Below are 25,871 nucleotides of genomic sequence, written 5' to 3' on the forward strand. Positions count from 1 at the left end.
CGCTCCCTCGCCGTGGACGTCCTGCATTCATTCCAGGTTGTGGAGAACCGTTTGTCCACAGCCTGGAGGCGCCTGTAGCCAAAATGTGCCGACGACCGAACAATCGGTTGGTGAGGCGCCTCACAGTCGACGCGTCTCCCGTAGCCGCTCCCACGAGGAGGTGCCGTCATGACGGTTCTGGAGCAGCGGGGCGCGTACCGGCCATCGCCGCCGCCCGCCTGGCAGCCCCGTATGGACCCCGCGCCGCTGCTGCCCGACGCCGAGCCCTATCGCGTCCTCGGCACCGAGGCGGCCGCCAAGGCCGACCCGGACCTGCTGCGCCGGCTGTACGCCCAGCTGGTGCGCGGCCGCCGCTACAACACGCAGGCCACCGCACTCACCAAGCAGGGCCGCCTCGCCGTCTACCCCTCCAGCACCGGCCAGGAGGCCTGCGAGGTCGCCGCCGCCCTGGCGCTCGAAGAGCGCGACTGGCTCTTCCCCAGCTACCGCGACACCCTCGCCGTCGTCGCCCGCGGTGTGGACCCCGTCGAGGCCCTCACCCTGCTGCGCGGCGACTGGCACAACGGCTACGACCCCCACACGCACCGCGTGGCCCCCCTCTCCACCCCGCTGGCCACCCAGCTCCCGCACGCCGTCGGCCTCGCGCACGCCGCCCGCCTCAAGGGCGACGACGTGGTCGCGCTCGCCCTGGTCGGCGACGGCGGCACCAGCGAGGGCGACTTCCACGAGGCCCTGAACTTCGCCGCCGTCTGGCAGGCGCCGGTCGTCTTCCTCGTGCAGAACAACGGCTTCGCCATCTCCGTCCCGCTCGCCAAGCAGACCGCCGCGCCCTCCCTGGCCCACAAGGCCGTCGGATACGGCATGCCGGGCCGGCTGGTCGACGGCAACGACGCCGCAGCCGTGCACGAGGTCCTCAGCGACGCGGTACGGCACGCGCGCGCAGGCGGCGGCCCGACCCTGGTGGAGGCGGTGACGTACCGGATCGACGCCCACACCAACGCCGACGACGCCACCCGCTACCGAGGCGACACCGAGGTCGAGGCCTGGCGCGCCCACGACCCGATCCGCCTGCTGGAATCCGAGCTCACCGCGCGTGGTCTGCTCGACGAGACCGGGATCGAGGCCGCCCGGCAGGACGCCGAGGCGATGGCCGCATCCCTGCGTGAACGCATGAACCGCGACCCCGAACTGGACCCCATGGCCCTCTTCGACCACGTCTACGCCGAGACCACCGCGCAGCTGCGCGAACAGCGCGACCTGCTCAGGGCCGAGCTGGAAGCCGAGCAGGAGCAGCACGGCGCACAGGAAGGCGGCGCCCGATGACCACCGTCGCCGTCAAGCCCGCCACCATGGCGCAGGCCCTCACGCGCGCGCTGCGCGACGCGATGGCCGCCGACCCCTCCGTGCACGTCATGGGCGAGGACGTCGGCACCCTCGGTGGCGTGTTCCGGGTCACCGACGGCCTCGCCAAGGAGTTCGGCGAGGACCGCTGCACGGACACCCCGCTCGCCGAGGCCGGCATTCTCGGCACCGCCGTCGGCATGGCCATGTACGGCCTGCGCCCGGTGGTGGAGATGCAGTTCGACGCGTTCGCCTACCCGGCGTTCGAGCAGCTCATCAGCCATGTCTCCCGGATGCGCAACCGCACCCGCGGGAGGATGCCCCTGCCGATCACCGTGCGCGTCCCCTACGGCGGCGGCATCGGCGGCGTCGAGCACCACAGCGACTCCTCCGAGGCCTACTACATGGCCACCCCGGGCCTGCACGTGGTCACGCCCGCGACGGTCTCCGACGCCTACGGCCTGCTGCGCCAGGCCATCGCCTCCGACGACCCGGTCGTCTTCCTGGAGCCCAAGCGGCTGTACTGGTCCAAGGACTCCTGGAACCCCGAGCACCCCACGGCCGTGGAACCCATCGGCCGCGCGGTGGTGCGCCGCCCCGGCACCGGCGCCACGCTCATCACCTACGGCCCCTCCCTGCCGGTCTGCCTGGAGGCCGCCGAGGCCGCACAGGCCGAGGGCTGGGACCTGGAAGTGGTCGACCTGCGCTCGCTGGTGCCGTTCGACGACGAGACGGTCTGCGCGGCGGTGCGGCGCACCGGACGTGCGGTCGTCGTCCACGAGGCCACCGGCTTCGGCGGACCGGGCGGCGAGATCGCGGCCCGGATCACCGAGCGCTGCTTCCACCACCTGGAGGCGCCGGTGCTGCGCGTGGCCGGCTTCGACATCCCCTACCCGCCCCCCATGGTGGAGCGGCACCACCTGCCCGGCGTCGACCGCATCCTGGACGCCGTGGCCCGGTTGCAGTGGGAGGCCGAGGGCTGATGGCACAGGTGCTGGAGTTCAAGCTCCCCGACCTCGGCGAGGGACTCACCGAGGCGGAGATCGTCCGCTGGCTGGTCCAGGTCGGCGACGTCGTCGCCGTCGACCAGCCGGTCGTCGAGGTCGAGACGGCCAAGGCGATGGTCGAGGTGCCCTGCCCCTACGGCGGTGTCGTCACCGCCCGGTTCGGCGAGGAGGGCACCGAACTGCCCGTTGGCGCACCGCTGTTGACGGTGGCCGTCGGCGAACCGGACGCGGCCGCCGAGCCGCAGGGATCCGGCAACGTCCTGGTCGGGTACGGCACCTCGGAAACGCCGGCCCGGCGCCGCAGGGTACGGCCGGCCCCGGCGGTGACGGGTACCGCGAACGGCAGCGCCGGTGCCGACAGCGCGCGGGCCACGAGCGCGCCCTCGGGGACCGGCCCGGACAGGCGGCACGGCCCGGCCGCGGCCTCCCGGGCGGGGCGACCGGACGCAACCGCGGCCTTGGCGGGGACGACGCCCAACGGGACGGCCCACGCGCGTGCGGGCGCACGGCACGTCGACGGTCCGGTGCCCGTGATCTCCCCGCTGGTGCGCCGGCTGGCCCGCGAGGGCGGTGTGGACCTGCGGCAGCTGGCGGGCTCCGGCCCGGACGGGCTGATCCTGCGCGCGGACGTCGAGGACGCCCTGCGGACCAGGGTGACCCTGGGCAGCCGTACGGCCGACGTGCCCGCCCCGGCGACGCACAGCCCCGCCGCGGCCCTGCCGGCACCCGCCGCCGCTTCGGGCACGCCCGGCGCGGGCATCCGCGTCCCCCTCAAGGGCGTGCGCGGTGCCGTCGCCGACAAGCTCTCCCGCAGCCGCCGGGAGATCCCGGACGCCACCTGCTGGGTCGACGCCGACGCGACCGAACTCATGCGCGCGCGTGCCGCGATGAACGCCGCGGGAGGGCCGAAGATCTCCCTGCTCGCGCTGCTCGCCCGCGTCTGCACGGCCGCACTCGCCCGGTTCCCCGAACTGAACTCGTACGTCGACACCGAGGCCCGTGAGGTCGTCCAGCTCGACCATGTCCACCTCGGGTTCGCCGCACAGACCGAGCGCGGGCTCGTCGTGCCGGTCGTCCGGGACGCGCACGCACGCGACGCCGAGTCACTGACCGCCGAGTTCGCCCGGCTCACCGAGGCCGCCCGCGCAGGGAAGCTGACGCCCGGGGAACTCACCGGCGGGACCTTCACGCTGAACAACTACGGGGTCTTCGGGGTCGACGGTTCCACGCCGATCATCAACCACCCCGAGGCGGCCATGCTCGGCGTCGGCCGGATCGTCCCCAAACCCTGGGTACACGAAGGCGAGCTGGCGGTACGACAGGTCGTCCAGCTTTCGCTCACCTTCGACCACCGGGTGTGCGACGGCGGCACAGCGGGCGGATTCCTGCGGTACGTGGCGGACTGCGTGGAACATCCGGCGGTGCTCCTGCGCACCCTGTGACGCCCGCGGGGCTCCTCGGGACATACTCGGGGGGTGACCGACAACGCCCCCGCCGCCCCGGAAGCGCCGGTGCCGTACGACGCCGTCGTGCTGGCCGGCGGCGCCGCCCGGCGGCTCGGCGGGGCCGACAAGCCCGGTCTGCGGGTCGGCGGCCGGGCGCTGCTCGACCGGGTTCTCACGGCCTGCGCGGGCGCCCGTACGACCGTCGTGGTGGCCGACCGGCGGCCCACCGCGCGGCCGGTGCGCTGGGCGCGCGAGGAGCCGCCCGGCGCCGGACCGGTCGCCGCGCTGGCGGCCGGCCTCGGACTCACCACCGCCGAGCACACCGTCGTCCTCTCCGCCGACCTGCCCTTTCTCCGGCCGGACACGCTGCGGCGCCTGCTGACCGCCCTGGGCGGCACCGGGGCCGAGGGCGCGCTGCTCACCGACGCCGACGGCCGCGATCAGCCGCTCGTGGCCGCCTACCGCACCGCCGCGCTCCGCCGCGAGCTGGCCGCCCTCGCTTCCGGCCCGGACGGCCTGACCGGGCTGCCCCTGCGCCGGCTGACCGGCACCCTCCGCCTCACCCGCGTCCCGGACCCGCTCGCGTCCTTCGACTGCGACACCTGGGACGACATCGCCGACGCCAGGGCACGCATCAGGGAGCATGGGCACGTGTTGGATGAATGGATCTCCGCAGTCAAGGCCGAACTGGGCATCGACCTGGATGTCGACACCGGCGTCCTGCTCGACCTGGCGCGTGACGCCGCGCACGGCGTGGCCCGGCCCGCCGCCCCACTGACCACCTTCCTCGTCGGCTATGCCGCGGCCCAGGGCAAGGGAGGCCCCGAGGCGGTCGCCGAGGCCGCCCGCAAGGCGGCCGCGCTCGCGCTGCGCTGGGAAGAGGAGAACAACCAGGGCGACAGCGGGGGCCCGAGCGCCCCGGACGCCTGATGACCGCCCCCGGAACGCGGGCCGCGGCGCCCGCCGAGGACAGCGACGACCTCGACGTCGAGGAGGCCCTGGCCCTGGTGAGGGAAGCCAAGGACGACCACGGGAGCCAGGGCCAGGTGCCCGCCCCGGCACCGGACGCACACAGCGAGCGGCACCGGGCCACGCCCTGGCCCCAGGCCCGTGAGATCGCCGCTCGCGCCGCCCGTACCCGCGTCCGCCCCGCCCCCGTCACCGTGCCGCTCGCCGACGCCCTCGGCCTCGCCCTGGCCGCCCCGCTCGACGCGCTGACCGACCTGCCCTCCTTCGACACCTCCGCGATGGACGGCTGGGCGGTCGCCGGACCCGGTCCCTGGGACGTACGGGACGAGGGGGTGCTCGCCGGGCATGCGCAGCCCGAGCCGCTCACCGACGGCGAGGCGGTCCGCATCGCGACCGGCGCGCGTATCCCGGCCGACACCACGGGCGTCCTGCGCAGCGAGCACGGCCGGATCGACGCACAGGGCCGGCTCCACGCCACCCGGGAGATGGCGCACGGCCAGGACATCCGCCCACGCGCCCAGGAGTGCCGCAGCGGTGACCAGCTGCTCCCCCTCGGCACCGTGGTCACCCCCGCCGTCCTGGGCCTGGCCGCGGCGGCCGGATACGACACCGTCACCGCCGTGCCGCGCCCGCGCGCCGAAGTCCTCGTGCTTGGCGGCGAATTGCTGAACGCGGGCCTGCCGCACGACGGGCTGATCCGGGACGCGCTCGGTCCCATGCTGCCGCCCTGGCTGCGCGCGCTCGGCGCCGAGGTCGTCGCGGTGCGCCGGATCGGCGACGACGCCGAGGACCTGCACCGGGCCGTCACCGACTCCGAAGCCGACCTCATCGTGACCACCGGCGGCACGGCGGCCGGCCCCGTGGACCATGTCCATCCCGTCCTGGAACGCATCGGCGCCGAACTCCTCGTCGACGGCGTCAAGGTGCGCCCCGGCCACCCCATGCTGCTGGCTCGCACCAAGGACTGCCAGCACCTCGTCGGCCTGCCCGGCAACCCCCTCGCGGCCGTCTCCGGCCTGCTCACGCTCGCGGAGCCGCTGCTGCGCACCCTCGCCGCCCACCCGGCGCCCGAGCCGTACACGCTGCCGCTCAGGGAGGCGGTCCAGGGGCACCCGTACGACACCCGGCTCATCCCCGTGGTGCTGCGCGGCGACCTTGCCGTACCGCTGCACTACAACGGTCCGGCCATGCTCCGCGGCGTCGCCGCCGCCGACGCGCTGGCTGTCGTACCGCCGGGCGGGGCCCGGCAGGGCGAGGAGGCGGAGCTGATCGATCTGCCGTGGGCGGCGGCCGGAATCGGGGTGTGTTTCACGTGAAACACCCGGGGCGCCCATCCGGGAGGGAGCGGGTCTGCCGCCAGGACGCCATGCCTGGGGAGTAGCGTCGCGCGCATGCATGCGATCACGATTCCCGAACCTGGTGGTCCCGAGGCACTGGTGTGGGCGGAGGTCCCCGACCCGGAGCCCGGCGAGGGCGAAGTGCTGGTCGAGGTGGTGGCCAGCGCCGTCAACCGTGCCGACATCATGCAGCGGCAGGGCTTCTACGACCCGCCGCCCGGCGCCTCCCCCTACCCCGGCCTGGAGTGCTCGGGCAGGATCGCCGCGCTCGGCTCCGGTGTGTCCGGCTGGGCCGTCGGCGACGAGGTGTGTGCGCTGCTCGCGGGCGGCGGTTACGCCGAGAAGGTCGTCGTACCGGCCGGGCAGCTGCTGCCCGTGCCCGAGGGCGTCGACCTCAAGCAGGCGGCCGCGCTGCCCGAGGTGGTCTGCACGGTCTGGTCCAACGTGTTCATGGTCTCCCATCTGCGGCCCGGTGAGACGCTCCTCGTGCACGGGGGGTCCAGCGGCATCGGGACCATGGCCATCCAGCTCGCCAAGGCCGTCGGCGCCAAGGTCGCGGTGACGGCCGGTACGAAGGAGAAGCTGGAGCGCTGTGCCGCGCTGGGCGCGGACATCCTCATCAACTACCGCGAGCAGGACTTCGTCGCCGAGATCAAGCAGGCCACCGAGGGTGCGGGGGCCGATGTGATCCTCGACAACATGGGGGCGAAGTACCTGGACCGCAATGTCCAGGCGCTCGCCGTCAACGGGCGCCTCTCGATCATCGGTCTGCAGGGCGGGGTCAAGGGTGAGTTGAACATCGGTGCGCTGCTCGGCAAGCGGGCCGCGATCAGTGCGACCTCGCTGCGGGCACGGCCGCTCACGGAGAAGGCGGCGATCGTGGCCGCGGTGCGGGAGCATGTGTGGCCGTTGCTTGCCGGGGGGCATGTCCGGCCGGTTGTCGATCGGGAGCTGGCGATGGGGGAGGCGGCTGAGGGCCACCGGGTGGTGGAGGAGAGCGGGCATGTCGGCAAGGTGCTGCTGGTGACGTCGTAACGCCGGGGCGCTGGTGCGGCGCTCTGCGTCGGCGGCCGGGGCTGGGTTCCGCTCGCCGGCGTCTACGGGTGCCTCCCCCGCAGAGCGTTCCTTCAGCGCCCGCCTGTGCCGCCTCACCGGTGCGGCTGTCCGCGACTGCCTGCGGGTTCCGCGTACGGCGGCCGGTCAGGTGTGCGTCCGTGACCGCGTCAGCCCCTGCGGAGTCTGAGGGCCAGGAAGGCCAGGCCGAGGCCGAGGCCTATGAGGACCAGGCCGCTGCCCAGGGGGAGGATCTGCAGGACCGGCCCGGTGGTGTTCTCGTTCTGCCGGGCCGCGTTCTGGGCCGGGGCGCTGGCGGGGTCGAGGCCGGCCTCGTGGGGGACGGCCGACGGTGTCGCGGCCGGGAGGTCCGCGGTCTCCGGCTCCTCCGGCCGGCCGGAGTCCGGCGCCCGGGTGGGCACGGGGTCGTCGTCGCCCTCCACCTCCGCCGCCGGCCCGTCCGGTCGGCCGGGCCTCAGCCGGCCCTCGCCCGCACGGCTGCCCGCACGGGTCGGCTCGACGGCCGCCGGGCGGTACGAGGCGGAGGCGGAATCGGAGGGTATGGGAACGAGGGTGGGACCGGCGGTGGGCGGCCCCTGGTGGTCATGATCGTGACCGGGTGGCTTCGTGCGCTCCGGGGGCTCGGGGCGCTCGGCACCGGCACCCCCCGCGTGTGCGTGGACCGAGGGCCCAAAGGACCCTGGATGCCCCGAGGGCTCCGCGGAGGCGGGACGGGGTGGGTGTCCCGGGGCGGTGGCGTTCCCGGGTGCGGGCCCGGCGGCGTACGCGACCGTGCCGTACAGGGCGACGGTGCCGTACGCGGGAAGGGCCGCCCCGAGGGCGAGCAGCAGTCGTACGCAGGGGAACGTGATGCGCAGCCATGGAGTCACGTCGGTGACCTCCCTGAGCCCCGATGTCGTGATCGATGAATAACGGACGGAAATAAGCCTCACATTCAATGGCAAACAGGGCATTTCAGAATGCTCCGTTGGGTCTAAACGGTGGATCAGCCCCATGAGGGGGCACCACGGTGATGAGGTGTACGGGTGCGAGAGAATGGCGGCATGGAGATGCCGAGGAACGAACGGTCGCCGGAGAGTCCCCAGATCCTCGTCGTGGGCCAGGACGGGATGGCGCTCGGCGGCGGCAACGGGGACGACGACTCCCGAGAGACTCCGCTGACGGAGCAGGTCGAGCAGCCTGCCAAGGTCATGCGGATCGGCAGCATGATCAAGCAGCTCCTGGAGGAGGTGCGCGTGGCTCCCCTGGACGAGGCGAGCCGGGTGCGGCTCAAGGAGATCCACGCCAGCTCGGTGAAGGAGCTGGAGGACGGCCTCGCGCCGGAGCTGGTCGAGGAACTCGAGCGGCTCTCCCTGCCGTTCACCGACGACGTGACCCCGAGCGACGCGGAACTGCGGATCGCCCAGGCACAGTTGGTGGGCTGGTTGGAAGGCCTCTTCCACGGGATCCAGACGACGCTGTTCGCCCAGCAGATGGCCGCGCGGGCCCAGCTGGAGCAGATGCGCCGCGCGCTTCCGCCGGGCATGACCGGCCATGAGGGCGGCGACGACCACCGCACCGGCGGCCGTTCGGGCGGACCGTACCTGTAACACCCCGGGCTGTGGCTGCAACAGCCCGGGCCGTACCTGAATCAACCCGGGCCGTACCGGAAACGCCCCGGGCCGTACCTGAAACGAGCGGGGCCCGGCACGGAAGGTGCCGGGCCCGGCCTTTGGGCGAGAAGCCCGTCAGTACCTCGGTTCTCAGGCGGGATTGCCGGTCGAGACGCTCAGCTCGATGGTGACCGGGCCCTTCGGGTCCACGTCCGTGCCCGCGCTGGGGAACTGGTCCAGCACCGTGCCGTCGCCCCAGGTGTTGCCCTCCACGGGCTTGATCGTGTACTTCCATTTCGCGGCCTGGAAGCACGCCTTCACGGAGGTGATGTCCTTGTACTGGAAGTTGGGCACTTCGACCTTGTTGGGGTCGCTGATCGACTCCTCCGGCTCCGTGCACTTCTCCTTGTCGATCACCCGGCTCGTGTCCGGCCCGCGATAGCCCGGCTTGTGGGAGCTGGACGCGGAGGCACTCGCCCCGCCCTGGCCGCCCTTGTCGTCACTGCCGTTGTTCAGCGTCAGCGCGATCACCAGGGCGACGACCGCGACGAGCGAGACCGCGACCGAGCCGATGATCACCGGCTTGTTGCTCCTGCCCCCGCCGGAGACCGGAGCGGACGGCTGCGGCGAGACCGTGTACGGCGGCGGGGTCGGCGCGGCCTGCGGAGCCTGCGGGCCGTAACCCAGGGGAGGCGGCGTCTGGTAGCCGCCCTGCTGCGGGTAGCCGTAGGACGGGGCGGGGGCGGGGGTCTGCGGCGCGCCGTACGGACCGGCCGTGTACGGCGTCTGGACCGGTCCGGGGGCCGTCTGGGCGGTCTGGCCTACCGGCGGGAACACCGCGGAGCCGACGCCCGCGCCGCTCTGCGTCGGCGCGGCGCCCGGCACGATGCTGGGCGCGGTCGCCTGGAAGGAGGCGGCGACGCGCAGGCACTCGTCGCGCATGGCCTCGGAGGTCGGGAAACGCTCGTTCGGGTTCTTCTTCAGCGCGCGGGCGACCAGGGCGTCCACCGCCGGGGGCAGGGACCGGTTGATCGACGAAGGAGCCACCGGCTCCTCCTGGACATGGGCGTAGGCGATCGCCAGCGGTGAGTCCGCCTCGAACGGCAGCCGTCCGGTGACCAGCTGGAACAGCATGATGCCGACCGAGTACAGGTCGGAGCGGGCGTCCACGCCGCGGCCGAGGGCCTGCTCGGGCGAGAGGTACTGCGGGGTGCCGACGACCATGCCGGTCTGCGTCATCGACGTCACACCGGACTGCATGGCGCGGGCGATGCCGAAGTCCATGACCTTGACCACGCCGCGCTTGGTCACCATCACGTTGCCCGGTTTGATGTCGCGGTGGACCAGCCCCATCTCGTGGCTGATCTCCAGCGCCGCCAGCACGTCCGCGGTGACCTTGAGCGCCTTGTCGGCGGGCATCGCGCCGTACTGCCGGATGTCCTCCTCGAGGACGGAGCCCAGCGGGCGGCCCTCGACGTACTCCATGACGATGTACGGAGTCGTCAGACCGCCGAGGTCGTCCTCGCCGGTGTCGAAGACGGAGACGATGTTGGTGTGCGTGAGCTTGGCCACGGCCTGGGCCTCGCGGCGAAAGCGCTCACGGAATGCCTGTTCCCGGCCGAGTTCCGTGTGGAGCGTCTTGATCGCGACCTGGCGGTCGAGCACGGCGTCGTACGCCAGGTGCACCGAGGCCATGCCGCCCTCGCCGAGCAAGTCGCGCAGCTGGTAGCGGCCGCCGGCCAGCGCCTGCCCCGCGTACCGCCCGTGTGCGCCGTCCTGGCTCATCTTTCCGCGTCCCCCACTGGCCGTCCGGCGTGTTCACTCATCGCACGGGCCTTGATCGAATGTGTCATTCCCGGCCAAGTCTGCCCCAGGGCACCGACACGTCAAGCGCGGTGCCCGTTCCGTGACCGTACGCGCAAGAAGCGTCGCGCAAGCGTTACAGGGGGCGTACGACGGGTGCACAGAATTTGCACGACAGCGCGTGCTACAGGTTTCATGGCCGGTCCGGCTCCGGCCGGTCCGGGTTCCGGTTCCGAACCGGTGGCTCGCGCGGAGGCTGTAGCGTGGCCGACGGAGACCGTGACAACACCGCGCGCACCGCGGGCAGAAACGACGGCGAGGACTGATGGCACAGACGCAGCGCGCCCAGGGCCCGTCCGACCCCGAGGCGAGTGGCGGCGGTATGTCGGACGCGCCGGAGATGTGGGGCAACGGCGGGCTCGTCGGCGACGGCCGCTACCGGCTGACCCACCGGCTCGGCCGGGGCGGCATGGCCGAGGTGTTCGCGGCCGAGGACGTCCGTCTGGGCCGTACGGTCGCGGTCAAGCTGCTCCGCGCGGATCTTGCCGAGGACCCGGTCTCCAAGGCCCGCTTCACGCGCGAGGCACAGTCGGTCGCCGGCCTCAACCACCATGCGATCGTCGCCGTGTACGACTCCGGCGAGGACGTCGTCGGCGGCCAGTCCGTGCCGTACATCGTCATGGAGCTGGTCGAGGGCCGCACCATCCGCGATCTGCTGCTGAACGCCGAGGCGCCGGGTCCCGAGCAGGCCCTGATCATCGTCTCCGGGGTGCTGGAAGCGCTTGCCTACTCGCACCAGCACGGCATCGTGCACCGCGACATCAAGCCCGCCAACGTGATCATCACCCACAGCGGTGCGGTCAAGGTGATGGACTTCGGCATCGCGCGCGCCCTGCACGGCGCCTCGACAACGATGACGCAGACCGGCATGGTCATGGGCACGCCCCAGTACCTCTCCCCGGAGCAGGCGCTCGGCAAGGCCGTGGACCACCGCTCCGACCTGTACGCGACCGGCTGCCTGCTGTACGAACTGCTCGCCCTCCGGCCCCCGTTCACCGGCGAGACCCCGCTGTCGGTGGTCTACCAGCACGTCCAGGACATCCCGACCCCGCCCTCGGAGTTCTCCGACGGCTGCCCGCCGGAGCTGGACGGCCTGGTCATGCGCTCGCTCGCCAAGGAGCCGGACGACCGGTTCCAGACGGCCGAGGAGATGCGCGGCCTGGTCCAGTACGGCCTGCAGATGCTCTACGAGGCGGGCGGTCACACCGGCACCTGGAACACCGGCCCGGTGGAGGCGCACGACGGCCGGCACACCCCGGCGGGCGGCTTCACCGGCACCACCGCGATGCAGCACCCGGGCGAGTTCGGCCCCGGGACCGCGCAGATCCCGCAGCCGATCCTGCCCCAGGGCTACGGCAGAGGCGACGACGGCGGATTCGAGGGGCACGGCAACAAGGGCAGCGGCCGCGGCAAGGTGTGGATCCTCGCCGTCCTCGCGGTCATCGCGATCGCGGCGGGCGTCGCGATCGCGCTCAAGAGCACGGGCAGCCACACCGGCACCGGCACGGACACCAAGCCGACGACGACGCACTCGAAGCCCGCCAAGGAGCACTCGGACTCCCCGACGCCGTCGGACGACACCACCGACGAGCCCTCGGACACCACCACCGACAACGGCTCGGACACGAGCTCGGGCGGCTCCGGCTACACGCCGTCGGACCCGCAGACCTCGCAGTCGCAGTCCACGGGGCCCACGGACGAGCCGTCGGACCCGCAGACCAGCCCGTCGCAGTCCACGGACCCCACGACCGGCGGCACGGACGCGGGTACCACCGACGGCGGCACGGACGCGGGTACCACCGACGGCGGCACGACCACCGGGAACACCGCGGACGGCGGCACGGACGCCGGTACCACCGACGCCGGGACCACCGCCGGGACCACCGCGGACGGCGGCACCGGCGTCCCCACCGGTTGAAGGACACCCACCGCGCACGGGACAGCGACCCCCTGAAGTCCCCGGGCGCGGACGCGGTCGTGCCGAGGTGACCCGGCCCGTGGCCGGGGGCGCTCACCGGACGAACGCGTCGCAGACCGCGTCGTACTCGCGGGTCCACCACACCGCGAGCGCCGACGCGGCCGGGAACTGGCAGTCCGCGCGCGTGTCACCGCGTTCGTAGTGCCAGCGCAGCATCCAGAAGTCGTTCAGCCGCTCCCACCACACCCGGTGCACGGCCGCCGCCAGCTCCGAGGGCGTGGCGCCGGCCGCGCGCCGGTACGCGCGCGCGTACGCGCGCACCTTCGGCAGGTCCAGGGCGCCCGCGGCCCGTACGAAGAAGATCGCGGCGGCGCGTACGGCCTCCTCGGCGCGGGGCTGCACCCCGAGCCGGTCCCAGTCGACGATGGCCGCCGGGGCGTCGTCCTTGTAGAGCAGGTTGAACGGGTGGAAGTCGCCGTGCACCCAGCCCACCGGCCCGCCGCGCGGCGGGCGCCGGTCCGCGTGCTGTTCCAGGAGCGCGCGGCGTTCCAGCAGGCGGTGCCGGGCGAGTTCGTCGAAGGCGTCGGCGGGGCGGTGCCGGCGCACCTGGGCGAGCAGGTCGTCGATGAGGGCGAAGGTGTCGTCCGGGTCGGCGCTCTCCACGGGGTGGGGGCTCGTGGCCGGCCGCGTGCGCCCCTTGGGTGGCATCACGCGCTCCAGACAGGCGTGCACGGCGCCCAGGAGCGCCCCGAGCCGTGCGCTCTCCCCGCGCGTGAGCTGGCCGCCGTGCCGGTGCCTGCCGTCGATCCAGGGGTGCAGGGCGTAGGCATGGCCGCCGACGACGGCGACCGTGCGGCCCTCGCGGTGCGCGAGCGGTACGGAGACCGGGACGCCGAGGTCGGCCAGGCGCTGGGTGGCGCGGTTGCGGCGCTCGATGGCGGCCGGGTCGGCGGTGTCGGGGTCGAAGTGGTGCTTGAGGAAGTAGCGGCCGCGGGTGGTGCACAGCCGGTAACCGCGGTTCAGCAGGCCCTGGTCGACGGGCTCACAGGTGAGGGCGGTACCGGCGGCGTACAGGCGGAGCAGGGCGCTGAGAGGGGGCGCATGGGGTACGGGGGGTGGTACACAAGAGCGCGGCACGCCGCAGATGCTAGGGCACGAAAAGCCGCTGTGAGCTGGGGCTTGTCACAGGCAGTCGCCGATGATCGCTTTCGGTCACGTGGCAGGCTTTATCAGAGAGTTCCGTCGCTTCCGCTCTTTTCCGCCTGCATACGGGCGACATAAGCGGCGGCCTGCGAGCGGCGCTGCATACCGAGTTTGGAAAGCAGACCCGAAACGTAATTCTTGATCGTCTTCTCGGCGAGATGCAAACGCTCGCCGATCTGGCGGTTGGTGAGTCCTTCGCCGATCAGTCCGAGGATTTTCCGCTCCTGCCCGGTCAGCCGCGCGAGCCTGTCGTCCGTGCGCGGGCCGCCGCCGTCGCGCAGCCGCTCCAGCACGCGCGCGGTGGCGACCGGGTCCAGCAGGGACTTCCCGGCCGCGACGTCCCGTACCGCCTGGAGCAGTTCGTTGCCGCGGATCGCCTTGAGGACGAAGCCCGAGGCGCCCGCCACGATCGCGTCTAAGAGGGCCTCGTCGTCCGCGAACGAGGTCAGCATCAGGCACCGCACCGTCGCGTCCTCGGAGCGGACCTCCCGGCACACCGCGACCCCGCTGCCGTCCGGCAGCCGCACGTCCAGCACCGCCACGTCGGGGCGGGTGGCCGGAATACGCACCAGCGCGTCGGCCGCCGTGCCGGCCTCACCGACCACCTCGATGTCCGGCTCCACGGAGAGCAGCTCGTGGACGCCGCGGCGGACGACTTCATGGTCGTCGAGGAGAAATACCCTGATTTTTCCCTCTCTGTGCACAGAATCAGTCTCACACACAAACTCTTCCCGTGAGCTGGGTCAGCGGGATAACGTGCCGGTGCTCCGGCCTTTCGCAAGGCTGTGACCAGCGCGCTTCCAGGCTTCTCCGATTTACTTGGAAATCCAAGCAAAATCGCAGGTCAGGTGGGGTTTCACAGATATGTGGAGCACTGGGTAACGTGATGGTTGCAGGGCGCTCGCCGGGGCACCTGTCACGCCTGTTCCCGGCCGAGTGGCACCCACCCCGTGCCCGGTGGTCGAAACAGGTGAGCCGCACTGGCCTACCGGCAACCCCGGGGGCCGGAACGACGGAGGAGCACACGTGACCGTGGACAGCAGTGCCGCGCGCAAGCCGCGACGCAGCGCCGCAGGCAAGGCCGGCACCACCGGCACCAAGACCGGCACCCGCAGCACCGCCGGGCGCGCCACGCGCGCGAAGAAGGACACCGAGCCGGAGCTCGTACAGCTGCTGACACCCGAGGGCAAGCGGGTCAAGAACGCCGAGTACGACGCCTACGTCGCCGGCATCACCCCCGACGAGCTGCGCGGCCTGTACCGCGACATGGTGCTCACCCGCCGCTTCGACGCCGAGGCCACCGCCCTGCAGCGCCAGGGCGAGCTGGGCCTGTGGGCCTCCCTGCTGGGCCAGGAGGCCGCCCAGATCGGCTCCGGCCGGGCGCTGCGCGACGACGACTACGTCTTCCCGACGTACCGCGAGCACGGCGTCGCCTGGTGCCGCGACGTCGACCCGACCAACCTGCTCGGCATGTTCCGCGGCGTGAACAACGGCGGCTGGGACCCCAACAGCAACAACTTCCACCTGTACACGATCGTCATCGGCTCCCAGACGCTGCACGCCACCGGCTACGCGATGGGCATCGCCAAGGACGGCGCGGACAGCGCGGTGATCGCCTACTTCGGCGACGGCGCGAGCAGCCAGGGCGACGTCGCTGAATCGTTCACCTTCTCCGCGGTCTACAACGCGCCCGTGGTGTTCTTCTGCCAGAACAACCAGTGGGCGATCTCCGAGCCGACCGAGAAGCAGACCCGCGTGCCGCTGTACCAGCGGGCGCAGGGCTACGGCTTCCCCGGTGTACGCGTGGACGGCAACGACGTGCTGGCCTGCCTCGCGGTCACCAAGTGGGCGCTGGAGCGCGCCCGCGAGGGCGAGGGCCCCACCCTGGTCGAGGCGTACACCTACCGCATGGGCGCCCACACCACCTCCGACGACCCCACCCGCTACCGGGGCGACGAGGAGCGGCAGGCCTGGGAGGCGAAGGACCCGATCCTGCGCCTTCGCCGGTACCTGGAGGCCGCGAACCTCGCGGACGACGGATTCTTCGCGGAACTCGAGGCCGAGTCCGAGACGTTGGGCAAGCGAGTGCGCGAAGCGGTCCGCGCCATGCCCGACCCGGACCACTTCGCCATCTTCGAGAACGTGTACGCGGACGGGCACGCGCTCGTCGACGAGGAGCGAGCCCAGTTCGCCGCCTACCAGGCGTCGTTCGCGGACGCAGAAGGGGGTCACTGAGATGGCCGAGAAGATGGCGATGGCCAAGGCCATCAACGAGTCGCTGCGCCGCGCCCTGGACACCGACCCCAAGGTCCTGGTCATGGGTGAGGACGTCGGCAAGCTCGGCGGCGTGTTCCGGGTGACGGACGGCCTGCAGAAGGACTTCGGCGAGAGCCGCGTCATCGACACCCCCCTCGCGGAGTCCGGCATCGTCGGCACCGCGATCGGCCTCGCCCTGCGCGGCTACCGCCCGGTGGTGGAGATCCAGTTCGACGGCTTCGTCTTCCCGGCCTACGACCAGATCGTCACCCAGCTCGCGAAGATGCACGCGCGCTCGCTGGGCAAGGTCAAGATGCCGGTCGTCGTCCGCATCCCCTACGGCGGCGGCATCGGCGCGGTCGAGCACCACTCGGAGTCCCCCGAGGCCCTGTTCGCCCACGTGGCGGGCCTGAAGATCGTGTCCCCGTCGAACGCGTCGGACGCGTACTGGATGATGCAGCAGGCCATCCAGAGCGACGACCCGGTGATCTACTTCGAGCCCAAGCGCCGCTACTGGGACAAGGCGGAAGTGGACGTCGAGGCGATCCCCGCGCCCCTGCACAAGGCGCAGGTCGTCCGCGAGGGCACCGACCTGACCCTGGCCGCCTACGGTCCGATGGTGAAGCTCTGCCAGGAGGTCGCCGCGGCGGCGGCCGAGGAGGGCAAGTCACTGGAGGTCCTGGACCTGCGCTCGGTCTCCCCCCTCGACTTCGACGCCATCCAGGCCTCGGTGGAGAAGACCCGCCGCCTGGTCGTGGTCCACGAGGCCCCGGTGTTCTTCGGCTCCGGCGCGGAGATCGCCGCCCGGATCACCGAGCGCTGCTTCTACCACCTCGAAGCCCCCGTGCTCCGGGTCGGCGGCTACCACGCCCCGTACCCGCCGGCGCGCCTGGAGGAGGAGTACCTGCCGGACCTGGACCGCGTGCTCGACGCCGTCGACCGCTCGCTGGCGTACTGAGGAGAGGGTCGTGACGACGATGACGGAAGCGTCCGTACGCGAGTTCAAGATGCCGGACGTAGGCGAGGGACTCACCGAGGCCGAGATCCTCAAGTGGTACGTCCAGCCGGGCGACACGGTCACCGACGGCCAGGTGGTGTGCGAGGTCGAGACCGCCAAGGCGGCCGTCGAACTCCCCATCCCCTACGACGGCGTGGTCCGCGCCCTGCACTTCCCCGAGGGCACCACGGTGGACGTGGGCACGGCCATCATCGCGGTGGACGTGGCGGGCGGCGCGGCGGCACCGGAGGCGGAACAGCCCCAGGCCGAGCCCGCTCAGCCGGCCGAGGAGGAGCCGAAGCAGCAGGGCCGCCAGCCGGTCCTCGTCGGCTACGGCGTGGCGACCTCCTCCACCAAGCGCCGCCCCCGCAAGGGCCCGGAGATCACCGTCCCGGCCCCGGCCCCGGCCGTCCAGACCGAGCTGAACGGCCACGCGCCGGTCGCCGAGAAGCCCCGCCCGCTGGCCAAGCCGCCGGTGCGCAAGCTGGCCAAGGACCTCGGCGTCGACCTGCAGACGGTCACCCCGTCCGGCCCCGACGGCGTCATCACGCGCGAGGACGTCCACGCGGCGGCCGCACCGAAGCCCGCCGAGCCGGCGGCCCCGGTCGCCGCGGCCCCGGTGACGCCGGCGCCGGTCGCCTCGTACGACGGCACGCGCGAGACCCGCATCCCGGTGAAGGGTGTCCGCAAGGCCACGGCGGCGGCGATGGTCGGCTCGGCGTTCACGGCGCCGCACGTCACGGAGTTCGTGACGGTCGACGTGACCCGCACGATGAAGCTGGTCGAGGAGCTCAAGCAGGACAAGGAGATGCAGGGTCTGCGGGTCAATCCGCTCCTGCTCATCGCCAAGGCCCTGCTGGTGGCCATCAAGCGCAACCCCGAGATCAACGCGTCCTGGGACGAGGCGAACCAGGAGATCGTGCAGAAGCACTACGTCAACCTGGGCATCGCGGCGGCCACCCCGCGCGGCCTGATCGTGCCGAACATCAAGGACGCGCACGACAAGACGCTCCCGCAACTGGCCGCGGCACTCGGCGAGCTGGTCTCGACGGCGAGGGAGGGCAAGACCTCCCCCGGGGCCATGCAGGGCGGCACGGTGACGATCACCAACGTCGGCGTCTTCGGCGTCGACACCGGCACGCCGATCCTCAACCCCGGCGAGTCGGCGATCCTCGCGGTCGGCACGATCAAGCTCCAGCCGTGGGTCCACAAGGGCAAGGTGAAGCCGCGACAGGTCACCACCCTGGCGCTGAGCTTCGACCACCGCCTGGTCGACGGCGAGCTGGGCTCCAAGCTGCTGGCGGACGTGGCGGCGATTCTGGAGCAGCCGAAGAGGCTCATCACCTGGGCGTGACGGTCCGGGACGGGTAGCGTTGTAAAGCCTGAGGGGACGGCCGCAACTTTGTCTTGCGGCCGTCCCCTCAGCTTCGGGTTCGTCTCTCAGACCTGGTGGAGCACGTACACCGGCACCCCGTCCTCGGCTCCGCCACGCGAGCGGATGCAGGCGTGCTTGCGCAGCAGCCGCAGACATTCGTTGACGCGGTGCACGGAGAGTCCCGTACGGGCCGCGATGGACTCCAGCGGCTCGCGCAGCTCACCCTTCTCGACGAGGACGGGCGCGATGACCACGGCCACGGTCCACACGTCCTCGGTCACCGACAGGCGCTGCCGCCAGTCGGCCAGTACGGAGGCTGTGGTGGGCCATGCCATGACCTGCTCACCAGGTGCCCGGCCGCCCGTCACCAGGGCGTCGAGCCGGTCCGCGATCCGTTCCATCGCCCGGACCATGGCCTGCTGCACGGCGAGGGTGGCCTTTCGGGTGGCCAGCATCTCCCGCTGCAGGGTCAGCGCCTCATGCTGCAGGGCCAGCGTTTCCTGCTGCAGCTCGATCGATTTGCGCTGCCCGTTCGCGAGTTCCTCATCCAGCTGAAGGTTGTGCGCCTCCAGCCGGACGATGGCCTCGGCGACCTGCTCGGGCATGGCGTACGCGATCGGAGCGCCCGGTTCGACGGGCTGCACCTCGGCCTCTTCCAGGGTGTAGGAACCCTCCCGCTGCACGGTCTCGATCACTTCCGCGGCCCACTGCTTGAAGGGGGCGCAGGCGGGTTTGGTGCAGGCGTTCACGAGGAGGATGAGACCCTGCAGATCGATGAGATTCAGGTCTCGACGCCACTCCCGACCTGCGGGAACGCTGAGACCGTAAGCTCCAGTTACGGTCTCGAGAATCTCTCGATGCCTTTCGGGTACGTGATCGGCGAGAGCCTGCTGGGTTCGCTCATGTGAACCACCTCCGCAGCGGAACGTAGAGCGGGGGAATTCGAATATGCCACTTGCATGCGTGATGTTCACGATTGAGGGTGAAGTCTGCGGAAAACCCCAGACAGGGAACGGCGACGGCGGCCGAACCCCGTCCAGGCCGCCGGTCGTCGACGGGAGTCGGCCCGAGCGGACGTACACGCGCTCACGGTGGGGCGAGCCGGGTCATCAGCGGGGACAACTCATCGCGGCGGCAGGGCACTTCAGCACCCCGTGGCAGACGGACCAGGATCCGCACGGAGCCAGTGGCCCCCGGTGCTCCAGCCCAGCAGGCGACGGCCCGTGCCGGCGTCGGCCGGGGCACCGTCCATGGTCTGGCGGAGCCCGGTGAGGGCGGGGGCGAGGCGGCCGGCGACGTGCCGGGGCCGACGGGCGGTCTCCTCGGCCATGCGGTCCACCACGCGCTGCTGCTCCCACGGCGTGCACAGCGACAGAAAGAACACCATCTGGCGCCAGGCGTAGGCGACATCCTTGATGGTGCCGAGCGGCCGGGGGTTGTGGTGCACGCGCCCGGTCAGCAGGCACACGGCGTCGAAGCAGCGCAGCGCCAGCTCGTCCCAGCCGGCACGGGGCCGGATGCCGACCCGGTGGACGAGGGTGGCCAGGTTGTGGGTGGTGAGGATCTGAGCCTGCTCGATCACCGTGCCGTTCCCGGCGACCCAGGAACCCGACGCGCCCGTGCCCGCATCGGCGCTCGTGCCCGGTGCGAACTCCGCGGCCCGCTGCCGGCACAGCGTGGCGAACCCCGGCGTCGTACGCGCCGCGTGGGGCCGGAGTGCCGCATCCCCCGCCTCGACGACGGCGAGGTTGCGCACCGCCCGGTAGTCGATGGCGTAGTACCGCTCGTACAGCGAGCCACCGCCGAGGAGTTCCGCCGCGACCTGTGCCGCCGTCAGGAACTTGGGGGTGAAGGTGCCCATGAAGATGTCCGCCGCGAGTTCCTCGACGAAGGGCGCCCCCAGCTCGGCCTGGCGGGCGAGTACGGACAGTTCGCGGATCAGCGGGTTGGGCAGGATCGTGCCGGGGAAGGCCCGCACCGCGAGACCGCCCAGTTCCCGCAGCGTGCCGGCCGCCACCTCGTCCGCCCCCGCGTCGGCACGGTGGGCGGCGAGGGCCCGTACCCATGGCAGTTCCTCCACCCGTACCTGCCGCTGGAGGTTGAGCAGCAGCAGGGAGCGGCGGTTGCGGAACGCTCGGTAGTGCGCGGCGGCCAGCGTGCGCAGGGTCGGATCGGGGTGTGCGGCAGCGGTGGTGGCGGCGACGAGCTGGGGGACCAGCTCGGCCAGGACCTCCGCCGAGGGGACCACCCCGCGCTCCACGAGCGTGCCCACGGGTGCGCTGAGTGCCGCCTCGACGGGCCGGCGTACGGCGGGAGGTATCGCCATCCCCGCGGCAAGCCCGGTTTCGCCGGTCCCGCCGGCTTCCTCGGGGCTCACCGGCGCGATGACCGGCGCGGTCTCGGTCACTCCGCCGTCCTGCGGGAGAGCGGACAGTCGCGTCAGCACCACGCGGGCCAGCGCGTGGTGTGAGGGCAGCGCGGCCTGGGCGGCCTGCTCCCGGCGCAGCGCGGTGTGCTCGGCGGAGCCGGGCCGGCCGCGTCGCCGGACCATGGCGGCGAGGGCGTGCCGCAGCAGTCCCAGCCGCCGCGGTTGCAGTTCCCGTCCGGCGACGGTCTCCTCCAGCGCGCCGCGCAGTATGCCGAGGTTCTCCTTGGGCTTGCGGTGCTTGGTGCAGTGGGTGTGGCGCCGGGCCAGGTCCTGGTACCGGTACAGCAGTTCCGCGGAGCGGGCGTGCCACGCGCGGTCTTCGGCGGGCCCGGGGACGCGAACGCACCCCTCCTCGTCGGTGACCTCCAGCCAGTGCGACAGCAGTTCGTCGCCGAAGGGCTGCCAGACGGCGAGGGCCTCGCGCTGGGTCTCGACGGCCGTGCTGGGGCGCCGGCGCGCGAGTGCGGCGGCGGCGTCGGCGACGGTGGAGCGGTGTACGGCGTCGGGCCGGGGCGCGGGCCGCTCGGCCGGCCGCGGGCTGAACCGCAGCCGGTCCGCGAACGGCGCCAGCTCCTCCACCAGGTCCAGGGCGGCGTCCGGCTCCCCGGCCCGTACCAGCCAGGCCACGGTGAGCAGGGCGGCCTCCTCGGGGACGGTCACCTCGTAACAACCGGTGTCGAGAAGGCCGTAGAGATGGGTGAGCCCCTCCTCGGACAGGAAGTGACCGAACAGCGCGCGTCGTTCCTCCGGCACACCGGCCCGGCGCGCGGCCACGATCTCGAAGTCGAGCAGGGGGCCGCCCGCGCTCGGCTCACCGGTGGCGAAGCCGCCCCGGACGACCTCCGGCGTGACCCACGCGGGCAGTCCGGCGACGGGCGTGCGGGAACCGATCGTCAGCAGGCCGTTCGTCATCCCGTCCAGGACCGCACGCCACCTGCGTCCGCGTTCCTCGCCGCGTCGGCGGGTCTGCGGGTTCGGGTGTGCGGCGGCCGTACGGAACGCGGCGGCCAGCTGACCGGCCGCGTATCCGGGGTTCGCCTGGGCGGGGTGCTGCTGCTCAGCGTCGTCGTTCATAGCCGACGTGGCGGGTTCCGCCCCCGCGCCCTCCGGGTCCCGAGCCCGGTGCTCTGCTACTGAGCTACACGTCGTCGTTCACAGCCGACGTGGCGGGTCCCGCCCCCGCGCCCTCCGGGTTAGGAGCCCGGTGCTCTGCTGCTGAGCTACACGTCGATGGGGCGACGGTAGACGGCGGGGGCCGTACGGACAATCGACTTTCCGGGTCGGCCGGACGGGGCCGGCTTCACACGGTGTCACCGTGGGGAAGGAGCCGGCAGGACAGCACGCGTTCCGCCGCTCGGCCGTTCCCGTCCGGCTCCACCCGGTACAAGCGGGCCCGCGGTGCACGCGTCACCACCTCCGTCAGGGCCCCGCCGGTGAAGAGGGCGCCGACGCCGTCCTCCACCGCCCATCCGGCGGGGAGCGCACCGGTCGCCACGGCTGCTCGGTAGGAGGAACGGCGGCCCGGCTCGCTGTCGTAGTGCGGGCAGACCGAGCCGGGGAGCAGGCCCAGGCCGTCGGGCAGGAATGTCAGCGGGCCGAAGGAGTCGGTGTGGGAGCCCTCGGCCCAGCAGGTGGCGCCGGCGCTGATGCCGCAGAGCAAGGTGCCACGGTCGTAGGCCTCGCACAGCAGCCGGTCCACGCCATGTGCTCGCCACACCGCCAGCAGGTTCGCGGTGTTGCCGCCCCCTACATAGAGGACGTCCTGAGCGAGGAGGAACTCCCGCAGCGCGTCGTCGTCGAGTTCCCGCCGGAACAGCGGCAGGACACTGGGCTCGCAGGCTCGGGCCCGGTAGGCGGTGAGGAACTGGTCGATGTAGGCGGGGGAGTCTCCGCTGGCCGTCGGTACGAAGCACACCTTGGGGTGCGCGGTGCGCGCGTGACCGAGCACCCAGTCGTCCAGCAGCCCGTCGTCGTCGGTGGAGAATCCGCCGCCGACGAGAGCCAGGCGGGATGCGGTGACGACAGACATGGGTGCTCCTCCTCGGCGCATGGCGGACGGGGACACGAGAGCGGACGGGGCCTCGGACCATGTGCCGTTCATCGTCGGCTCCCACACAGGGGTGGCAAGCGTCTTCGGCACCGTATCCTTCGCCGGATCCGGCGCGAACGTCTCGACCCTGATGGTGTCTCAGGGGAGGCTCGGGGTGGCGTGGGGGACGTCACGGATAGTGGTGAAGCGGTCGCGGCGGCACGCTGGTGACATGACGAAATTCGCTGTCGCCCGCCCGGGTCCCTCTTCCGCCCGTCGTGTCGCCGCCGTTGCGGGCGCCGCCGTCCTCGCCGGTGCGGCGGCGGTGTGCGCGCCGGGCGTCGCCCACTCCGCGCCACGCGCCACCGCCGCGACGACGACCGATTTCAGTGACTGCCCACCCCTGCCCGAGGGTGTCGACCCGGCCCGGTGGAGATGCGAAGTGCACACGGCCGCCCCGCTGGTGACCCTCGGCAGCGTCACGGTGAAACTCGGCACGATCACCATGACGCACGCCGAAGGCCCGATGCCGGACGGCAGCAAAGGGCAGGTGTGGGGCGCGATGCACAGCTCCCCGACCGCCGTACCGGGAGGGCTGACCGGCACCCCGTCGGGCGATCGCGCGGCCGTCCTGGGCCTGGCGATACAGCCGGAGTACGGGGGCCGGTTCGGCGCCTACACCGGACAGTTCAGCCTCCGCTTCCGGCTCCTTGGCCCGCTGCTGCCGCACGGCTGCGTCATCGGGGCGGGTGCTCCCGTCGACTTCCAGATGAAGCGGTCGGGTCCCTCCAAGTGGGTCTCCCAGGATCCCCCGGTGATCGAGTTCTCGGCGTACGACGACACGTTCGCGGCCCCGGCCGCCGGTCACTGCGGGCCGCTCACCGCACCCCTCAACCGGCGGCTCGGCCTGCCGGCCGCCACGGGCAACCTGCTGTCGTACGACGCCTCGTACACCTTCAAGACCTACGACCAGCTCCTGGCCAAGGGGGAGGACAAGGACCGGAAAGGAGGGAACCTTTCGCGCTGACCCGCACTCCTGACCCGGCGATGCGGGCCCGACGGGGGACCGCACCGGCCCGAAGGGGGGCGCGGATGCCACCGCGCACCGCACGTCCGCTGCCGTACGACGAGCGTGCCGAGCACCATTGGCCGACCGTTCGCGGCACCCGACTGCATCTCGCCGAGTACGGCGGCACCGGCACCGCGCTGCTGATGCTGCACGGCTTCCCGCAGCACTGGTACGCCTGGCACAAGGTCGCCGGGCAGCTGCCCGACGGGTACCGGCTGCTCTGCCCGGACCTGCGCGGCTTCGGCTGGTCGCAGAGCACACGGCGCGGTTACGACATGGACGGCCTGGCGGACGACGCCCTCGCGCTGCTCGACACGCTCGGGCTGGAGCGGGTCGGGCTGGTCGGGCACGACTGGGGAGCGCATCTCGGCTTCCGGCTGTGCCTGCGCGCACCGGAGCGGTTCACCGGGTATCTCGCGCTCAACATGTCGCACCCCTGGCCCCGGCATCGCGCCGTCCTGCCCAACCTGTGGCGGCTGTGGTTCACCGCGTTCGTCGAGTACCCGGTGCTGGGGCGGGCCGTGCTGCGGCACTGGCCCGGCTTCACCCGCTTCCTGCTGCGCCACCAGGTCGCCGACCCGGCGGCCGTGTGGACGCGGGCGGAGATAGCCGAGTACGCCGCCGCCACCTCGCACAGCGCCGTCGCGGGCCAGGCGATGTTCTGGCAGTACGTCCTGCGCGACATACCGGCGTTGCTGCGGGGCACGGCGCGGCGGCAGCGGCTGGCCGTACCGACCCTGCTGCTCGGCGGGGAGCGGGACAACGTCGTCGTACCGTCGATGCTGGCCGGCGCCGAGCCGTACGCCGACGAGCTGCGGGTCCGGCTGGTGCCGGGGGCCGGACACTTTCTGCCGCAGGAGCGGCCGGAGGAGGTGGCGGAGGCGATCCGTGAACTGTTCGCCCCCTCGCCGATGAGATCCGGGCGGCCTGACCGGGCCCGGGAGGTCTAACGCAGACTCGCCCGCTCGGCGACCCGGCCGGTGAACGCCCGTCCGTGCCGTTCGCCGAGCAGGCGGCCGTAGAGCCACTGGGCGGGGCGCAGGGCGGTGGGGCGGGTGGCGCCGAGGACGGCGAAGCGGGTGCCGCCCGCCTCCGGGACGGCCGCCATGCCGCCGACGATCAGACGGGACTGCATCAGGCACCAGCCGGGAGACAGCCGGACCTCGAAGGACTCCGTCACGCCGGAACGGCCCACGGCCAGCGCCGGTTTGCGGTCGGCGTCGCCGGGCGACACCCGGAACTCCCGCAGAAACGGGACCAGATGCGGCAGTTCCGCCTGCAGGTCGGCGACCACCGCCCACACCCTGTCGTAGGGCAGCGCCAGATGCTCCTCGGCGTACAGGCCGGCGTGCAGCCCCGCGGCCAGCACCCGCAGCCGCAGCACCGGATCGGAGGAACTCATCGCGACCACGCTTTCCGGAACGAGGAACGGGCCCGGCTGAGCCGGGACTTGACGGTGCCCTGGGGTACGCCGAGCAGACCGGCGACGGTGGCCTCGTCCAGGCCCTCCAGCTCGCGCAGCACCAGGACCGCGCGGTGCCGCACGGGCAGCCGGGCCAGTACGTCCCGCACGTCCGCCGGCAACTCCCCGTCGGCGTCCGTGCGCAGTCCGCCGAGACGGGCCAGGTCGGCGGGGTCGGCCGGTTCCTCGGCGCGGGCGCGGCGGGCGATCCGTACCGCCTCGCGCACGGTGGCCGTCCGCACCCAGCCGTAGAAGGCCCGGGGATCGCGGAGCGTGTGCAGGCCTTTGAAGACCGCCAGCAGCGACTCCTGTACGGCGTCGGCCACGTCGTGCGGCGCGATCGGGCGGCACAGCCGGGTCACGTACGGCGTCACCAGCGCGAGCAGGTCGTCCATGGCCAGGGCGTCCCCGTCCTGCGCGGCCCGGACCAGGGGCACTGCCGTGTCCCAGGGCGTCGCCCGGCCACCGCCCTCCCCCTGGCCGCCCTGTGTCCCCCGGATCTCCAT

General features: G+C 72.5%; 22 protein-coding genes and 2 tRNA genes. 13 read left to right on the forward strand and 11 right to left on the reverse strand.

The window, feature by feature from the left end:
- Positions 1–168: 168 nt before the first annotated feature.
- The 6 genes from pdhA (ACWC94_RS06665) to ACWC94_RS06690 all read left to right on the forward strand — a co-directional run bounded on the left by pdhA (ACWC94_RS06665) (position 169) and on the right by ACWC94_RS06690 (position 7,134).
- Entirely contained in the window at positions 169–1,323 is a 1,155-nt protein-coding gene (gene pdhA, locus ACWC94_RS06665; RefSeq protein ID WP_450795274.1) for a pyruvate dehydrogenase (acetyl-transferring) E1 component subunit alpha, read from the forward strand.
- Positions 1,320–2,324 (forward strand): alpha-ketoacid dehydrogenase subunit beta, encoded by a 1,005-nt coding sequence (locus ACWC94_RS06670; RefSeq protein WP_450795275.1) that lies wholly within the window; start codon positions 1,320–1,322, stop codon positions 2,322–2,324. The genes pdhA (ACWC94_RS06665) and ACWC94_RS06670 overlap by 4 nt, the downstream gene beginning before the upstream one ends.
- On the forward strand, positions 2,324–3,790 hold the full coding sequence (locus ACWC94_RS06675) for a dihydrolipoamide acetyltransferase family protein (RefSeq protein WP_450795276.1): 1,467 nt from the start codon (positions 2,324–2,326) through the stop codon (positions 3,788–3,790). Before ACWC94_RS06670 ends, ACWC94_RS06675 begins: the two co-directional genes overlap by 1 nt.
- Before the next feature lie 33 nt (positions 3,791–3,823).
- Positions 3,824–4,723 (forward strand): NTP transferase domain-containing protein, encoded by a 900-nt coding sequence (locus tag ACWC94_RS06680; RefSeq protein WP_450795277.1) that lies wholly within the window; start codon positions 3,824–3,826, stop codon positions 4,721–4,723.
- Positions 4,723–6,078, forward strand: coding sequence for a molybdopterin molybdotransferase MoeA (locus ACWC94_RS06685; protein WP_450795278.1), 1,356 nt, complete (start codon positions 4,723–4,725; stop codon positions 6,076–6,078). Before ACWC94_RS06680 ends, ACWC94_RS06685 begins: the two co-directional genes overlap by 1 nt.
- 75 nt (positions 6,079–6,153) lie before the next feature.
- Complete coding sequence (locus tag ACWC94_RS06690; protein WP_450795279.1) at positions 6,154–7,134, forward strand: NAD(P)H-quinone oxidoreductase; 981 nt, start codon at positions 6,154–6,156, stop codon at positions 7,132–7,134.
- A 188-nt stretch (positions 7,135–7,322) separates the two neighbouring features.
- Here the strand turns inward: ACWC94_RS06690 and ACWC94_RS06695 are convergent, their stop codons facing one another.
- Entirely contained in the window at positions 7,323–8,042 is a 720-nt protein-coding gene (locus tag ACWC94_RS06695) for a hypothetical protein (RefSeq protein WP_450795280.1), read from the reverse strand.
- A 174-nt stretch (positions 8,043–8,216) separates the two neighbouring features.
- On the opposite strand from ACWC94_RS06695, the gene ACWC94_RS06700 reads away from it, so the two are divergent.
- Positions 8,217–8,762: a bacterial proteasome activator family protein gene (locus tag ACWC94_RS06700; protein ID WP_450795281.1), complete on the forward strand. Its 546-nt coding sequence runs from the start codon at positions 8,217–8,219 to the stop codon at positions 8,760–8,762.
- A gap of 153 nt (positions 8,763–8,915) precedes the next feature.
- On the opposite strand, the gene ACWC94_RS06705 is transcribed toward ACWC94_RS06700, so the two are convergent.
- Positions 8,916–10,550: a protein kinase domain-containing protein gene (locus ACWC94_RS06705; protein WP_450795282.1), complete on the reverse strand. Its 1,635-nt coding sequence runs from the start codon at positions 10,548–10,550 to the stop codon at positions 8,916–8,918.
- 343 nt (positions 10,551–10,893) lie between these two features.
- On the opposite strand from ACWC94_RS06705, the gene ACWC94_RS06710 reads away from it, so the two are divergent.
- Positions 10,894–12,546 carry a protein kinase domain-containing protein gene (locus ACWC94_RS06710; protein ID WP_450795283.1) on the forward strand — a complete coding sequence of 551 codons (1,653 nt, stop codon included), beginning with the start codon at positions 10,894–10,896 and terminating at the stop codon, positions 12,544–12,546.
- A gap of 93 nt (positions 12,547–12,639) precedes the next feature.
- Here ACWC94_RS06710 and ACWC94_RS06715 read toward each other — a convergent pair whose 3' ends face one another.
- Both ACWC94_RS06715 and ACWC94_RS06720 read right to left on the reverse strand, forming a co-directional pair.
- Positions 12,640–13,683: a phosphotransferase gene (locus tag ACWC94_RS06715; RefSeq protein ID WP_450795284.1), complete on the reverse strand. Its 1,044-nt coding sequence runs from the start codon at positions 13,681–13,683 to the stop codon at positions 12,640–12,642.
- A gap of 92 nt (positions 13,684–13,775) precedes the next feature.
- On the reverse strand, positions 13,776–14,453 hold the full coding sequence (locus tag ACWC94_RS06720; protein WP_450795285.1) for a response regulator: 678 nt from the start codon (positions 14,451–14,453) through the stop codon (positions 13,776–13,778).
- Positions 14,454–14,775: 322 nt separating this feature from the next.
- Here ACWC94_RS06720 and pdhA (ACWC94_RS06725) point away from each other — a divergent pair, with 322 nt between their 5' ends.
- Genes pdhA (ACWC94_RS06725) through ACWC94_RS06735 form a run of 3 tightly spaced genes read left to right on the forward strand, consistent with a single transcriptional unit; the run spans position 14,776 to position 18,356 of the window.
- Complete coding sequence (pdhA, locus tag ACWC94_RS06725; RefSeq protein WP_450795286.1) at positions 14,776–15,984, forward strand: pyruvate dehydrogenase (acetyl-transferring) E1 component subunit alpha; 1,209 nt, start codon at positions 14,776–14,778, stop codon at positions 15,982–15,984.
- 1 nt (position 15,985) lies between these two features.
- Positions 15,986–16,963, forward strand: coding sequence for an alpha-ketoacid dehydrogenase subunit beta (locus ACWC94_RS06730; protein WP_450795287.1), 978 nt, complete (start codon positions 15,986–15,988; stop codon positions 16,961–16,963).
- Positions 16,964–16,973: 10 nt separating this feature from the next.
- Positions 16,974–18,356, forward strand: a complete 1,383-nt coding sequence (locus ACWC94_RS06735) for a dihydrolipoamide acetyltransferase family protein (protein WP_450795288.1) — start codon at positions 16,974–16,976, stop codon at positions 18,354–18,356.
- An 86-nt stretch (positions 18,357–18,442) separates the two neighbouring features.
- On the opposite strand, the gene ACWC94_RS06740 is transcribed toward ACWC94_RS06735, so the two are convergent.
- The 5 genes from ACWC94_RS06740 to ACWC94_RS06760 all read right to left on the reverse strand — a co-directional run bounded on the left by ACWC94_RS06740 (position 18,443) and on the right by ACWC94_RS06760 (position 22,834).
- A complete protein-coding gene (locus ACWC94_RS06740; protein WP_450795350.1) occupies positions 18,443–19,327 on the reverse strand; it encodes a BRO-N domain-containing protein in 885 nt (294 codons plus the stop codon).
- Between the two features lie 194 nt (positions 19,328–19,521).
- Complete coding sequence (locus ACWC94_RS06745) at positions 19,522–21,879, reverse strand: hypothetical protein (protein ID WP_450795289.1); 2,358 nt, start codon at positions 21,877–21,879, stop codon at positions 19,522–19,524.
- Positions 21,880–21,881: 2 nt separating this feature from the next.
- A tRNA-Pro gene (locus ACWC94_RS06750) sits at positions 21,882–21,953 on the reverse strand.
- Positions 21,954–21,963: 10 nt separating this feature from the next.
- A tRNA-Arg gene (locus ACWC94_RS06755) sits at positions 21,964–22,035 on the reverse strand.
- Positions 22,036–22,105: 70 nt separating this feature from the next.
- A complete protein-coding gene (locus tag ACWC94_RS06760) occupies positions 22,106–22,834 on the reverse strand; it encodes a Type 1 glutamine amidotransferase-like domain-containing protein (RefSeq protein ID WP_450795290.1) in 729 nt (242 codons plus the stop codon).
- Between the two features lie 232 nt (positions 22,835–23,066).
- On the opposite strand from ACWC94_RS06760, the gene ACWC94_RS06765 reads away from it, so the two are divergent.
- On the forward strand, positions 23,067–23,861 hold the full coding sequence (locus ACWC94_RS06765) for a hypothetical protein (RefSeq protein ID WP_450795292.1): 795 nt from the start codon (positions 23,067–23,069) through the stop codon (positions 23,859–23,861).
- 65 nt (positions 23,862–23,926) lie between these two features.
- Positions 23,927–24,853, forward strand: a complete 927-nt coding sequence (locus tag ACWC94_RS06770; protein WP_450795293.1) for an alpha/beta fold hydrolase — start codon at positions 23,927–23,929, stop codon at positions 24,851–24,853.
- On the opposite strand, the gene ACWC94_RS06775 is transcribed toward ACWC94_RS06770, so the two are convergent.
- Together ACWC94_RS06775 and ACWC94_RS06780 are read right to left on the reverse strand one after the other, a co-directional pair.
- Positions 24,850–25,305 carry a hypothetical protein gene (locus ACWC94_RS06775; RefSeq protein WP_450795294.1) on the reverse strand — a complete coding sequence of 152 codons (456 nt, stop codon included), beginning with the start codon at positions 25,303–25,305 and terminating at the stop codon, positions 24,850–24,852. The genes ACWC94_RS06770 and ACWC94_RS06775 overlap by 4 nt on opposite strands.
- A complete protein-coding gene (locus ACWC94_RS06780) occupies positions 25,302–25,871 on the reverse strand; it encodes an RNA polymerase sigma factor (protein WP_450795295.1) in 570 nt (189 codons plus the stop codon). Before ACWC94_RS06780 ends, ACWC94_RS06775 begins: the two co-directional genes overlap by 4 nt.

Source organism: Streptomyces sp. NPDC001135, from assembly GCF_053598395.1.

Excerpts from the sequence above, each read along its gene's own strand:
- ACWC94_RS06670 (WP_450795275.1), top strand. The coding sequence starts at position 1,320 with ATGACCACCGTCGCCGTCAAGCCCGCCACCATGGCGCAGGCCCTCACG.
- pdhA (WP_450795274.1), top strand. The coding sequence starts at position 169 with ATGACGGTTCTGGAGCAGCGGGGCGCGTACCGGCCATCGCCGCCGCCC.
- ACWC94_RS06685 (WP_450795278.1), top strand. The coding sequence starts at position 4,723 with ATGACCGCCCCCGGAACGCGGGCCGCGGCGCCCGCCGAGGACAGCGAC.
- ACWC94_RS06770 (WP_450795293.1), top strand. The coding sequence starts at position 23,927 with ATGCCACCGCGCACCGCACGTCCGCTGCCGTACGACGAGCGTGCCGAG.
- ACWC94_RS06700 (WP_450795281.1), top strand. The coding sequence starts at position 8,217 with ATGGAGATGCCGAGGAACGAACGGTCGCCGGAGAGTCCCCAGATCCTC.
- ACWC94_RS06690 (WP_450795279.1), top strand. The coding sequence starts at position 6,154 with ATGCATGCGATCACGATTCCCGAACCTGGTGGTCCCGAGGCACTGGTG.
- ACWC94_RS06765 (WP_450795292.1), top strand. The coding sequence starts at position 23,067 with ATGACGAAATTCGCTGTCGCCCGCCCGGGTCCCTCTTCCGCCCGTCGT.
- ACWC94_RS06780 (WP_450795295.1), bottom strand. The coding sequence starts at position 25,871 with ATGGAGATCCGGGGGACACAGGGCGGCCAGGGGGAGGGCGGTGGCCGG.
- ACWC94_RS06710 (WP_450795283.1), top strand. The coding sequence starts at position 10,894 with ATGGCACAGACGCAGCGCGCCCAGGGCCCGTCCGACCCCGAGGCGAGT.
- ACWC94_RS06730 (WP_450795287.1), top strand. The coding sequence starts at position 15,986 with ATGGCCGAGAAGATGGCGATGGCCAAGGCCATCAACGAGTCGCTGCGC.
- ACWC94_RS06775 (WP_450795294.1), bottom strand. The coding sequence starts at position 25,305 with ATGAGTTCCTCCGATCCGGTGCTGCGGCTGCGGGTGCTGGCCGCGGGG.
- ACWC94_RS06745 (WP_450795289.1), bottom strand. The coding sequence starts at position 21,879 with ATGAACGACGACGCTGAGCAGCAGCACCCCGCCCAGGCGAACCCCGGA.
- ACWC94_RS06705 (WP_450795282.1), bottom strand. The coding sequence starts at position 10,550 with ATGAGCCAGGACGGCGCACACGGGCGGTACGCGGGGCAGGCGCTGGCC.
- ACWC94_RS06675 (WP_450795276.1), top strand. The coding sequence starts at position 2,324 with ATGGCACAGGTGCTGGAGTTCAAGCTCCCCGACCTCGGCGAGGGACTC.
- ACWC94_RS06760 (WP_450795290.1), bottom strand. The coding sequence starts at position 22,834 with ATGTCTGTCGTCACCGCATCCCGCCTGGCTCTCGTCGGCGGCGGATTC.